This is a genomic window from Zooshikella harenae, from assembly GCF_018837975.1.
GTDB lineage: Bacteria > Pseudomonadota > Gammaproteobacteria > Pseudomonadales > Zooshikellaceae > Zooshikella > Zooshikella harenae.
Genome location: NZ_JAGSOY010000015.1, coordinates 1 through 14,209, shown reverse-complemented (window position 1 = coordinate 14,209; position 14,209 = coordinate 1). Strand labels below are relative to the sequence as shown.

General features: G+C 42.7%; 7 protein-coding genes and 1 pseudogene. All 8 read left to right on the top strand.

The genetic code is table 11. The features are described from left to right. Nucleotides 1–13: 13 nt before the first annotated feature. Nucleotides 14–823 (top strand): substrate-binding periplasmic protein, encoded by an 810-nt coding sequence (locus KCG35_RS08550; RefSeq protein WP_215819271.1) that lies wholly within the window; start codon nucleotides 14–16, stop codon nucleotides 821–823. A gap of 145 nt (nucleotides 824–968) precedes the next feature. Then, on the top strand, nucleotides 969–5,354 hold the full coding sequence (locus KCG35_RS08545; protein ID WP_215819270.1) for an amylo-alpha-1,6-glucosidase: 4,386 nt from the start codon (nucleotides 969–971) through the stop codon (nucleotides 5,352–5,354). Between the two features lie 145 nt (nucleotides 5,355–5,499). After that, entirely contained in the window at nucleotides 5,500–5,808 is a 309-nt protein-coding gene (locus KCG35_RS08540) for an isoamylase early set domain-containing protein (RefSeq protein ID WP_230409094.1), read from the top strand. A gap of 46 nt (nucleotides 5,809–5,854) precedes the next feature. Continuing rightward, complete coding sequence (gene glgP, locus KCG35_RS08535; RefSeq protein WP_215819269.1) at nucleotides 5,855–8,407, top strand: alpha-glucan family phosphorylase; 2,553 nt, start codon at nucleotides 5,855–5,857, stop codon at nucleotides 8,405–8,407. 287 nt (nucleotides 8,408–8,694) lie between these two features. Beyond that, nucleotides 8,695–10,209, top strand: coding sequence for a glycogen synthase (locus KCG35_RS08530; protein ID WP_215819268.1), 1,515 nt, complete (start codon nucleotides 8,695–8,697; stop codon nucleotides 10,207–10,209). Between the two features lie 13 nt (nucleotides 10,210–10,222). Continuing rightward, nucleotides 10,223–12,295: an alpha amylase C-terminal domain-containing protein gene (locus tag KCG35_RS08525; protein ID WP_215819267.1), complete on the top strand. Its 2,073-nt coding sequence runs from the start codon at nucleotides 10,223–10,225 to the stop codon at nucleotides 12,293–12,295. A gap of 4 nt (nucleotides 12,296–12,299) precedes the next feature. Then, the gene (locus KCG35_RS08520; protein ID WP_215819266.1) at nucleotides 12,300–12,674 is read left to right on the top strand and encodes a hypothetical protein; all 375 of its coding nucleotides are present in this window, start codon (nucleotides 12,300–12,302) and stop codon (nucleotides 12,672–12,674) included. A 1,199-nt stretch (nucleotides 12,675–13,873) separates the two neighbouring features. After that, nucleotides 13,874–14,209: pseudogene (locus tag KCG35_RS08515) on the top strand (hypothetical protein); the annotation flags it as partial.

Genomic DNA, 14,209 nt, shown 5'->3' with positions numbered 1-14,209 from the left:
AATGACTTCAACCATGCACTTTTATGCACAGATAGTCATCAAAAAAGCTAGACAAACATGGTCGATCATTAAGCTTGTTATTGTCTATTGGCTACTGAGTTTGGCCGATCCTGTATGGGCAAAAACCGTTGTACTTGGTGCTGAAGAGTGGTACCCCTATATATCTCCCACACTTGAAGATAAAGGATTTACTGGACGCATCATTAAAGAAGCCTTCGCCCTGTCTAAGATTGATGTGGAGTTCCGCATTATGCCTTGGGCTAGGGCTTTAAAAATGACAAAAGAAGGTACTATCGACGGCACCTTTCTCTGGTATAAAACCCCTGAGCGAGAACCTTTCTTTTTCTTTAGCCAAGAACCTGTTGCTAATATCACAGTGGTTTTTTTTCATTTAAAAAAATTCGATTTTACCTGGGAAACATTAGATGACTTAAAAAAATATCGTATTGGTGCCACTATTGGCTACCATATTTCTGATCAGTTTGATGAGTATGACAAAGCAGGCAAAATTAACGTACATCGTATTAAGTCAGACACTCAAATCTTAAAAATGATGATACGTGGCCGACTCGATTTATTTCCTCAGGATATATTGGTTGGTTATGGCCAAATATACCAAGCCTTTCCAAGACATATTGCGATGCTCTTTACCAATAATACCAAACCACTCACTTCCCGCCCCGCTTACTTATTGTTAACAAAACAAGACCCTGCCAATCAGGCGTTAGTGAAACTGTTTGATAAAGGCCTTAAAGAGCTGAAAGACAGTGGCCAATTCGACGCTTACTTCGACGAACTCATCAGTGGGAGTAGTCTTCCCTAAGCACCCCCTAACCTCCTCCCCTTTGCTTTCTACTGCTTTATCCTCGTCATCATACCGTCTCATTACTTTTAAACAGACTGCCCTATACTTAATCTGCCCTATAGTAAAAACAATCACCCCCTCGGAGTGATTCGTTGAGCCAGGGATGCTTAGTAAGCATTCAATAATCGTGAATGAACGACAGTTTCGGGATAATTACAGCGTTATGATCCAGTCTGAGGAAATTCTTCAACACCCATCGCCAGGTGAACATATAGTCCACTATACAGGCGACACGATAACATTTCGTTTATCTGTGCCCAACCATTGGCAAGGAACGGCCTGGTTACGCACCAACATTGGTCATGCCGATATCCAACGCCAAGAAATCATCAGTGAAGTTGACTATCAAGAAACCTCCTTAGGCCGTGACTGGTTTGATATTCCAATGAAGCAGTGCGCCAATGGAGAATACCAACTGATCTTGGGGTTAACTGAGGTGGGTCACTTTGAGGCTAAAGCTTACTTCCTCCCTGGCAAGAAAAAAGATCCCCTATGGCCTACTGGATATAACACCATTATCAATGTAGATACGGCTGAAGCCTGCTGTGCCAATATCATTTACAATGCCTTCGTCCGTCAATTTGGCCGAAATAAGTCTGGCCTGGGTTTTGGTCATCCTATCTCTGATAAACAGCTTAAAGACTTTGATAAATCCGGATTCACCGTCATCCCCCCTTCAGGAACTTTCCGAGATTTACGTGGTGAGCTGGACTTTATTATTAACGAACTTGGTTGTCGTCATATCTTACTGCTCCCTATTCACCCTACCCCTACAACCTATGCGCGTATGGGACGCTTTGGTAGCCCCTATGCCGCACTCAGTTTTACTGCCGTTGATCCAGCACTGGCAGAATTCGATCCTAAAGCAACCCCACTAGAGCAATTTATTGAGTTAGTTGATGCCGTTCATGCTTATCAAGGATCACTGCTACTCGATATTGCCATAAACCACACTGGATGGGCGGCAGGGCTACATGAAAGTCATCCGCAATGGGTGGCTCGCTCCCCATCAGGCCAAATTGAAAACCCTGGTGCCTGGGGGGTTATTTGGGGAGACCTGACCAGGCTAGACTATGGGCATAAAGACCTTTGGCAGTATATGGCTAATATTTTTCTGACCTGGTGTCGACGTGGTGTTGATGGCTTCCGGGCAGATGCCGGTTATATGATACCTGATGCAGCATGGCGCTATATTATTGCAAAGGTACGTCAGCAATATCCAAATACCATTTTTCTACTAGAAGGTTTAGGTGGCCCGATTGCCAGCACACGGCAACTATTAAATTACGCTAACTTTAACTGGGCATATTCCGAGTTATTTCAAAACTATGACCGTAGCCAGCTTGAACACTATTTACCCGAAGCACTGGATATCTCCCAACATGATGGCATCACAGTTCATTTCTGTGAAACCCATGATAATAACCGACTTGCAGCCACATCACCGGTTTGGGCCAGGCTAAGAACCACCCTCTGCGCACTCCTCTCTCCTCAGGGAGCCTTTGGCTTTGCAAATGGTGTTGAATGGTTAGCGACTGAAAAAGTGAGTGTGCATGGTTCCCCTTCACTCAACTGGGGCAGTATTGACAACCAAGTAGCCTTAATTCATCGCTTGAGCACCTTGCTAAAACACCACCCGGTTTTCAACCAACAAGGTCAACAGCATATGCTGCAAACAGGGCCAGGAAACTTTATTGTGGTGTGCCGGCATCCCAATACCAACAACCAGAACCTGCTTATTGTGGCGAATCTAGATACTCAAGCCTCATGTCAGGCCTGCTGGCCCAAAGACAGGACGCATTTAGAGCCACCTCCCTGGTATGATCTTTTGTCAGGTAACTCTTTTAATCCAATCAACGATCGAGATCTACAAAAGCTCAATCTTAAGCCTGGCCAGGTTCTCTGCCTCACCGACCAACATGATATGATTACCCAGCTTCGGCAGTATGAAAAAAACAGTCACCTCCCTTCAGCTCAACTGATCAAACAACGCATCAAAAGCAAAGTACTTAAACTGTATCAACATTATCAGGGTTGTCAGGATCTTCGTGAGTTTAACCTTGATTACTACTGCCAATTACTACAAAAAGATCCGCGTGCATTTTGTACCGCTATCACCCCGTTTACTGAAGAGCCGTATGTCATCACTTGGCAGTACCCTCAAGATCAGTGGCGTGAAGTCATGATTCCCCCACAACACATGCTACTCGTTCGCTGTCCTTATCCCTTTCATCTCACCATCAGCGAGCCAAACAAAACCATATTCATCAAAGAGCGAAGCTTTGCGTTTGGTACACATTATATGACGGTCATTGAGCCGCTCAATACACCAACGCATCACCAACAACGTGTACTAAAAATTAAACTGTATACGGCAGATAAAGTTATTTCTTGCGAAGTCCCTCTATGGTATTTAGCTGAAGGTCAACAGGCTAAAGCCCGAAATATCTTTTTTCGCAACCAACTACTCGATCATCCCCACTTATGGCTAGGCACCAATAATCGTGGTGGGATGTCTCGTGCCAGTAGCCAGTGGGGATTGCTCCGCAGTCGTTATGACGCCGCTTTGGCCGCTAACTTACATCCAGACCACCCAGATGATCGTTGGATTATGCTTGCCAGGATACGTGGCTGGCTTAACTATCAAGGCTATTCCCAAACCATTAGCCAGGCATGCCTTGATGCTTTTGGCTGCCATCCCGACCGGGGCGGCTATTGGTTGTTTCATCTGCCAGTAGGGCAAGGCCAGCATGTCTTATTAAAGATTGGCATGGCGATGATCTCTGAGCAAAATGCCGTGCAATGGGTAATTTATCGCTGTCACCAGGATGATCACAATGATCGCCTTGCTGACCAGTCTGTTATTGATTTAGTGCTGCGTCCCGATATTGAAAACCGTAACTTCCACGAAACAACGAAAGCCTATACAGGCCTGGAATCCAGTTTCCCAAAAGCCATTTTGCCTAACGCTCAAGGCTTTCGTTTCACCCCTGATCCACACCACCAGCTCACCCTACAAAGTTCTCAGGGTAAATTTCATGTATCCCCTGAATGGCACTATATGGTGTATCGACCGCTAGAGGGTGAACGTGGACTCGATGCCGTTTCCGACTTATATTGCCCAGGGTATTTAGCTATTCCTATGGCTGGCGGTGAAATGGTAACTATCACAGCACAAATCACCTCAACGGACGAGTCACCCAAACAGTACGACACATTGCCCGTGTTACTTGAAACCATCACCAGTTGGACTAAACAATTTCCCAGTACAGAATCCTTGCCTAATGTGTTAAAACCCGCCCTACAACAGTTCATTGTTCGCCGCGGTAAATTACAGACCGTCATTGCTGGCTATCCATGGTTTTTAGACTGGGGACGTGACACGCTGATTGTGGTCAGGGGAATTATTGCAGCAGGCGATTGGGCAACAGCCGAGTCTATTATTTTACAGTTTGCTCAGTTTGAGACACAGGGTACATTGCCCAATATGATACGGGGTAGCGATGCCTCCAATCGAGATACCTCAGATGCCCCACTGTGGTTATTTGCTGCCTGTGATGACTTGTGGCAAGCCTCTGGTCGGGATGAAATTTTTGGCCGAGACTGTGCCGGTCGATCGCTTCATCACGTGCTGGTGGATATGGCAAATGGCATTATCCAAGGCACCCCCAATCAGATAAAAATGGATGAACAATCAGGGTTAATTTTTAGCCCTTCTCATTTCACCTGGATGGATACTAATTTCCCTGCAGGAACCCCAAGACAAGGCTACCCCATTGAAATACAGGCATTATGGTATGCTGCACTACAGTTATTAGCCCAAATTGCCCCTAATACACCACGTTGGTCATCATTGGCCAGCCAGGTGAAAAAGTCCATTACACAATATTATTATTTTCCTGATGTGGGATACTTAGCCGACTGCCTGCATTGCGTACCTGACACCCCCGCGGCAAAAGCTGTAGCGGACAATGCGTTGCGGCCAAATCAACTTTATGCCATTACATTGGGCGCGGTTAATGACCCAGACATCACCCGTCGTATACTTGAAGCCTGCGAACAATTACTGGTGCCAGGTGCTATTCGAACCTTAGCAGATCAGCCCGTACACCCTCCCTTAGCCATTACATTCCATGGTAAACCTATCAATAATCCTCAACATCCTTATTTTGGCCACTATCGGGGAGATGAAGACACTTGCCGAAAACCGGCCTACCATAATGGTACTGCCTGGACTTGGGTATTCCCGGCCTATGCTGAAGCGTGGGTTGAATGCTATGGTTCACAGGCTATTCCTACTGCACTTGCTTGGCTAGGATCAACCTCATTATTAATAGATGAAGCGTGTGTGGGGCAGTTACCAGAAATTATTGATGGCAACCGCCCACATCAACACCGTGGTTGTGATGCCCAAGCTTGGGGTGTAAGTGAACTCTTACGCGTGTGGCAAAAACTAGAAAAACGAATGCTCAAAAATAAACCAAAATAACTCAATGGAAATTGATTATTTATTCACTATTTATCAATCGCTAAATGTTAAAAATTTTGTTGTATAGCCCAAGGTATAATCTACACTCTTTCATTGAGTCATAGACAAGCCAGTCACTCCTGGGTTGTTAATGGGGAATGCAACAATGAGTTTAAAAAAACAATATTTAAAGTCTAAGCCCGTTTGTAAAGTTACATTTCGTATACCTAAAGAATCTTTGTCTAATGCACATAATGTGTGCATCGTTGGGGATTTTAATAATTGGTCAACCAACAATACCCCTATGAAATACCTCAAAAGTGGTGACTTCACTGCCACACTTGAGCTACGTCCAGGCCAAGAATATCAATTCCGTTATTTAATCGATAATCGCCGCTGGGAAAATGACCGAGAAGCTGACAAATATATTTTTAATGCTTACGCTAATTGTGAAAATTCTGTGGTGATTGTATGACATTGATTATTCTTTCTTTGTATTTGTCACACAAGGCTATTACCTCATGAAAATGATCACTAGCTATCAGGTTTACCCACAAATTCCAGAACCACTTGCCTTTCTGGAAACCCTTTCAAGAAACCTCTGGTGGTGTTGGACACCTGAAGCCATTGAACTCTTTCGTCGTATAGATCCTCACCTTTGGAGTAAAGCCAAACACAACCCACTAGCCTTTTTAACGTATATTGAGCAAGATCGCTTAGATGCGCTAGCTAAAGACCGTAGCTTTCTTTCTAATTTAAATAAGGTCAAAACGGAATTTAATGAGCGCGTCATTACCCGTCAAGATCCTCAGAAAACCCCTTTTGGCAAAGAAGGTTGTATTGCCTATTTTTCAATGGAATTTGGTATTCATGAAAGCCTACCTATTTTTGCGGGTGGGTTAGGTGTTCTTGCTGGAGATCACTTAAAAGCAGCTTCTGTTAATGATGTTCCACTGATTGGGTTAGGGTTAATGTACCGCTATGGTTATTTTAGCCAATACCTTAACCAAGATGGATGGCAGCAAGAAGATTACCCTCAAACTAATTTATTTCACCTGCCAATGGAAAAAGTCAAAGGTGAAGATGGCCAAGATCTCATTATAAGTATTCCTGCACCTAACCATCCTATTCATTTTCAAACCTGGAAGTTACAGGTTGGTCGTATTTCATTATTTTTAATGGATACCTACATTTCGGAAAACTCAGACGAAATAAAAGAAATTACCAATCGTTTATATGCTGCAGAACATAATACTCGGCTTACCCAAGAGATTGTATTGGGTATTGGTGGTATGAAAGTGTTGGAGGCAATGGAAGTAAATCCTTCTGTAGTTCACCTTAATGAAGGACACTGTGCGTTTGTCAATCTTGAGCGTATCAGCCAAGTCATACAAAAAGAGCAGGTTGACTTAAAAACCGCTCTGGAAATAGTACCTCGTACTACCGTGTTTACCACACATACCCCTGTTCCTGCAGGTCACGATAAATTTTCTCCGGAACTCCTTGCCCCTTATTTTAAAGTGTACAGTGAGCTGTTTGGCTTGCCCGTTGAGCAAATGATTCGTTGGGGACAAGAAAAAGATGACCAGCAGCATGAACCCTTTTGTATGTCTTTGTTTGCCTTACGTATGGCTCAATATTGTAATGGTGTCAGTGAGCTACATGGCCATGTAGCCCGCCATATGTGGACCCATATTTGGCCTAGTCGTGCAGATGAAGAAGTTCCCATTGGCCATGTAACCAATGGCATTCATGTCTCCAGCGTTCTCTCTCCCGAAATAGTGATGTTGTTTGAGCGTCACTTAGGACCACAATGGTATCTTGCCTCCCACATGAAAGAAAATATGGCCCGAGTGGATGATATTTTTGAAGAGGATTTATGGCGTGCCCATGAACTTAGTCGATCTCGACTTATCCGCTCTGTACGTGAGCACATGTCGCAACAATATGGTCGTCGAAATGCCTCACGCCGAGTCATGCGTGCGGTAGAGTCAGTACTTGATCAGGATGCACTGACCATCGGTTTTGCCCGTCGTTATGCAACCTATAAACGTGGCAACCTTATTTTCCGTGATCCAGACCGGTTACAAGCGATTATTAACAACAGTGATCATCCCGTACAGTTTGTTTTTGCGGGTAAAGCCCACCCGAAAGATCATGAAGGTAAAGAAGTTATACGACAGTTAATTCATTTTGCAGAACAGGAACGTTTCCGCCATAAAATCGTGTTCCTTGAAGACTATGACATGCATACGGCACGGCTGATGGTGCAAGGCTGTGATGTCTGGCTGAACAATCCAAGACGCCCTATGGAGGCCTGTGGCACATCGGGAATGAAGGCTGCGGTTAATGGCGTGCTTAATTTAAGTATTTTAGATGGTTGGTGGTGCGAAGGTTATACGGATGACCGTGGTTGGCGAATTGGTAATGGCGAAGAATACCATGATCCTGATTATCAAGATGCCATCGAAAGCCAGGCGCTTTATAATGTTTTAGAAAACGATGTCGTGCCTTGTTATTATGATCGAAAACCTGGAGGTATACCCAACCAATGGGTTTATAAAATGCGTGAGTCCATAAAAATGGCAATGGCTGATTTTTGTAACTTACGTATGGTGAAAGAATATACTGAGCGTTTTTATATCCCAGCCCATCAGCGCCTGCAATCCTTACGTGAAAACCAATGGGCTGAAGCAAAACAACTGGCTGTCCAGCACGAACGTTACTTACAACACTGGCAGCATATTCATATTGGATCCCCCACCTGTAGCTCCAGAGGTCCATTCAAAGTTAACGACACGTTTAATGTGTCAACTGTCGTACATCTTGGTCAACTCACCCCTGAGGAGGTCGAAGTCCAGCTTTATTATGGACTTCTCCATGGCGCTGATGACCTGTGTGACGGGCATGAAACGCCCATGATCGTTGCCGAAGACCGTGGAGATGGCTCCTATCTGTATCGTTGCGATATTACCTGTGACGGTTCTGGACAATATGGCTTTACCGTTCGAGCGGTTCCCCAATTTGACGAGTGGCTTCGGTTTCAACCTCACTTATTGACATGGGGTAAGTGAGGCAACTGCTTAGCTATTTGACTTTCTATCTATGAAACATTGTCAGTGAGGATCAGTTTTATTATCCCGCATCACTGACAATGTTTCATAACGGTTAAAATGCCATAGAATAGCAATATTTCTTTGCTAGGATACCTATCAGTCAGGTGACATTTTTATAACCTCACAGTAACACACGTACTGTTGTCTATTATTAGACCTAGACACTTAATTCTGGATAATTAACTTTGTTTCATGATGAAACTTGCACACGAAGTGATCCCGCAGATGATGCCATGGAGTTTTGAATGAACGGCGGCAGGAAAAATCCCCGTGTTTTAATTGTCACACCGGAGGTGACCTATCTTCCCGATAGAATGGGTAGCTATGCTCAATATTTGACCGCAAAAGCTGGCGGTTTAGCGGATGTGTCTGCCGCCCTTATCAGTGCTTTATTTAACCAAGGAGCTGATGTCCATGTAGCCCTACCTGATTATCGCGCTATTTTTAAAGATCGTTTAGCTCCCTTTTTACAAAAGGAATATCAAAATTTACGCCAAACGGTGCCTAATAGCCGTTTACATTTAGCTGAGGACCGTGTTTTTTACTATCTAAATCGAGTTTATTCCGCATACTATTTGGAAAATACCAAGCTATCGTTAGCTTTTCAGCGTGAAGTCATTAATAACATTATTCCTCGCGTACAACCTGATCTTATTCACTGTAACGACTGGATGACAGGGCTTATTCCTTCACTTGCCCGAAAAATGGGTATCCCTTGTTTATTCACCATTCACAATATCCATAGTGTAAAAGCCACAATGTCACACATTGAAGATCGAGGCATTGATGCGGCAGCGTTTTGGCAACATTTATTTTTTGAAGATTATGCTGATTGTTATGAGAATGCACGAGAATCAATCCCTGTTGACTTTCTGACCAGTGGCGTATTTGCCGGTCACTTTGTGAATACGGTTAGTCCTCGCTTTTTAGTGGAAATTGTTGAAGGTTACCATCACTTTGTTCCTGACAAATTGCGTCAAGAACTCATTAATAAATACTACGCAGGTTGTGCTTATGGTATTTTAAATGCGCCAGATCCGGCATTTAATCCCCTCACAGATAACAAACTGCTCTTACAGTATGATGCAGCATCACATGTTGCAGGAAAACGTCATAATAAGCAGCATGTACAACAGCAATTGGGACTACTTGTTGATCCCAAAGCTCCGCTTTTATTCTGGCCTTCCCGCCTTGATCCCGTTCAAAAAGGCTGTCAACTGTTAGCCGACATTATTTACCATTTAATTTCTGACTACTGGCAACAACGACTACAAATTGTATTTGTTGCAGATGGAGAATACCAAAGAGTATTTCGAGATATCGTCCACTTTCATGGGTTTCAGGAGCGTGTTGCTGTTTGCGACTTTAATAACACCCTTGAACACCAGTGTTATGCGGCTTCTGATTTCGTATTAATGCCTTCCTCTTTTGAACCTTGTGGATTGCCACAAATGATAGGGCCTATTTACGGCTCTTTACCCATTGCTCATGACACAGGTGGTATTCATGACACTATTGCGGATTTAAATACGCGTAAAAATAGAGGTAATGGTTTTTTATTTAAATATTATAATCCCGAAAGTTTGCGCTGGGCTGTTGACCAAGCGATGCGTTTTTATAAACGCTCCATGGATACCAAAGCCAAACAAATTCACCGTATCATGGAAGAAGCAATCACTTCATATAACCATGCTAATACGGCTAAACAATATATTAATCTTTATGAAAAGATGTTACGTCGTCCACTCATTAGTAAATAAGTAGATTTCAAGGATGAATACGATCGTCAACGCACCCTCAATGTCTATACATCATTTAATCGATACGATTATTCACAATGACCCCTGGTTAGCGCCTTACCGTAGCCAATTAACACATCGCTTAATTGCTATTGAAGCCAGACGCCAACAGCTATGTCACAACCAAAACGAGTTGATTGATATTGCCAGTGGTCATGAATACTTTGGCTTACATTTTCGTGATAATAAATGGCAATTACATGAGTGGGCCCCTAATGCCACCGCAATTTTTTTAGTGGGAGACATGAACCAATGGCAAATATCTTCTGAGTTTCAGTTTCAACGTATTGATGATCATGGTCATTGGGCATTGCAACTACCTGAAGATGCCCTGCACCACGGTCAACATTATCGTTTACATATGATTTGGCATGGTGGCGAAGGCCCTAGAATTCCTGCTTATGCTCGACGTGTCATACAAGATAACCAAACCCTTATTTTTACCGCACAAGTCTGGCATCCCAAGTCACCCTATCAATGGCAAAATCAATTCAAACGCCCACAGGTTGCCCCATTAATCTATGAAGCACATGTCGGCATGGCTCAGGAAGAGGGAAAAGTAGGCACTTATCGTGAGTTTACGGAAAAAACATTACCCCGTATCCAAGCGGCAGGTTATAACACGATACAACTTATGGGTATTCCTGAACACCCTTACTATGGATCCTTTGGCTATCATGTTTCCAGTTACTTTGCGCCCTCTTCACGCTTTGGTACGCCTGAAGAATTAATGGAGCTCATTGATACCGCGCATGGGATGGGAATTGCGATACTCATTGACTTAGTCCACTCTCATGCTGTTACCAATCATGTAGAAGGTTTAGGCTTATATGATGGGACCTCTTACCAGTTTTTTCATGAAGGGGGACGGGGACGGCATCCAGCCTGGGACTCATGCTGCTTTAATTATGCTAAGCCTGAAGTACTTCATTTTTTACTCTCAAATTGCCGTTATTGGCTGGATACATTCAACGTGGATGGTTTCCGTTTTGATGGTATTACCAGCATGCTCTACCACGACCACGGGCTAGGCCAAGCCTTTACCTCATATGACCATTATTTTAGCCATAATGTTGACTTGGATGCCCTTGCCTATTTAGCCCTAGCCAACCAGGTTATTCATCGCCTCCGTCCTGATGCAATAACCATTGCCGAAGACATGAGTGGTATGCCCGGTCTTGCCCTTTCCACAGCACATGGTGGAATAGGCTTTGACTACCGCTTTGCCATGGGCATTCCAGATTTATGGATAAAATATACTAAAGATATACGTGATGAAGACTGGTCAATCGTTCATTTATGGCAAGAGCTTATTAATCGTCGCCATGATGAAAAAACCATAAGTTACACAGAAAGTCATGACCAGGCTTTAGTCGGCGACAAAACACTTATTTTTCGTTTAGCCGATGCTGCAATGTACTGGCATATGAATCGAGATGATGAACATTTACTCATTGACCGGGCAATGGCATTACATAAAATGCTTCGACTGGTAACCTTGAGCACTGCGGGTCATGGTTATCTAAACTTTATGGGTAATGAGTTTGGTCACCCGGAATGGATTGACTTTCCTCGCGAAGGTAATCACTGGTCATATCATCATGCACGCCGACAGTGGTCGTTAGCCGATAACCCCAACTTAAAATATAGTTTACTCAATAATTTTGACCGCATGATAATTACACTATGTAAAACATACGATGTACTTCGTTATAGTACTGTCCATATCCTATGGGTGAGAGATGACGATAAAGTCCTGGCATTTGAGCGTCAAGGGTTAGTTTGGGTATTCAATTTTCACCCTGAAAAGTCATTTACCGACTATCCAATTCCTGCACCTGCTGGCGAGTATGAAGTTATTTTAAGCAGTGATGATGCTGACTTTGGCGGTCATAGCCGTATTGATACCCATGTTACCCATCTGACACTGCCTGTTGAAGATTCATCCATTGAAGGCCATCCACAAAGACTTCACCTATACTTACCAACACGCACTACCATCGTGCTTAAAAATCGTCAGTATTGGTCTACTCAAAAGTCAGGGTGAGAAAATGTTTCTCAATCGAAAAATAACGCCCTATGTTGAAGAACGCAGTAATAAGTTGTTACTTACAACAGAAGAATTACCAAGCTGTTATCGTATAAAACACATGTATAATATGGTGCAAATTACCCGCGCTGTTGAAATTTCCAAAAAAGGGTTGATTCGTGGCTTTTTAGAGCGTAAACGTAATGAATATGAAGAAACCCTTGACGAATTAATGTTAATGGCGCCTGAAAACGCAAATGCCATCATTGGTATAAGAGTATCAACAACGACCCAACAATATGCTAAAGCAACCTATTTATATATTACCTACATAGGTACACCTGTTTTTTATATTAAACAACATAAACTGCCAACGAAATCAATTAACCCAGCCTAAACCAACAACGTTTATTTGTACCTTATCTCCCTAACAGAGTAAAAAAACTATTACTCAAAAAACTAATCGCATGACAGAGATTATTATTAGTCTCTGTTTTTTTATATTATGAAAGCAACAACTCCAGGCAGTTGCACATAAAAATAATTCATGTATGTGGCATTGCACCAATGCAGCGCATGAATTATTTTGTTCCTCCCACAGCAGAAGACCATCCCTGATCTCTACTGCTCACGGTACTGGTACTCCCAGCACCTGTTTCACAAACCAACTCAAGCACTGCAAACCCACATTTTGCTATACCTTAATCATGATTAAATGAACACCTGTGGTATTTCGATGTAGACAACGACTGGATCTTGACAAACAGCAGCCTCCAAGGAAGGATTCACTGCGTATTCGAAGGGACGTTATGCAGACGTTGGACTAAATGGTTTTTATAAAGGTAAAATTATATTCGATTGCACTGATTCCCAAATCAAAAAATACGACAAAAGGCGTTTTTTAGTGAACAAACTGAATTATTTTGATCTTTATTTATCTTGAATTATTCCAATTTATTATCAATAATATAGCCTATCTACATATACTCAATGCGAAATGTATAACAAAACTACGCGTTAACCATTAGCACTTATTATTCAATTCTTGCCTGTAAATTCATATTCAATACGACCTACCCTTTATTTGATTATTTACTAAACTTGGAACTGGTTTACCATTTTATTTAACAAACCTTTGCTAAACTTCAAGGACAACTATCCAGCAGTCGTCGTGTGTCTTATTTGGCATTTGTGTGCTTTCTCATTTGTTTCATCTAACACGTCTTTTTTTGTTCAGCAAGTTTTTTTGCGACGCATAAAAAGACCACAAGTGTCACATACCCGCTGTTATCTCCCTAGCAGAAGAAAAGGAGGAAACGCTACAAAAGACGATGAGATACAGATAGTTAAGGCCAGCGGATCAATAGCCGCTTAAACACAAACAACGAGATATTAAAAATCTTTTATTTATCTAATGTATGTCTAAAACCAGTTAACACATATTACTCAACAACTAGCTTATTTACCTCATCACTCAACAAGTATTTACTGCTGAGTTATTAGGTTTTGCGTGTACTTAATGTGTCATAACAGTCACTCAATGAGTGATTGACCACACAAGCACGCCTTTAATAAATGCATTGAGGAGAACAAATTATGCACACCACGCGATTACGCCGCTGGTTGCCTAATAAATTGGCCATTGGTGTCGCCATAGGGCTAGGTTTATCCGGATTGTCCCACGCAACCATGTTGAATAATGATTCAGCACTATTCCAAAATAACGCCAACAAAGTCGTTGGTACTTACTTTGTTGAATGGGGCGTTTATGGCCGTAACTTCCACGTTAATGATATTCCTGCTAAAAACCTCACCCACGTGCTGTATGGTTTTATTGCAGTGTGTGGACCTAATGAATCGTTGCAAAAAGAAAATCCTCAGGGCTATAGTGCCTTAACACGAGAATGTACAGATCAACCTGATTATACGGTG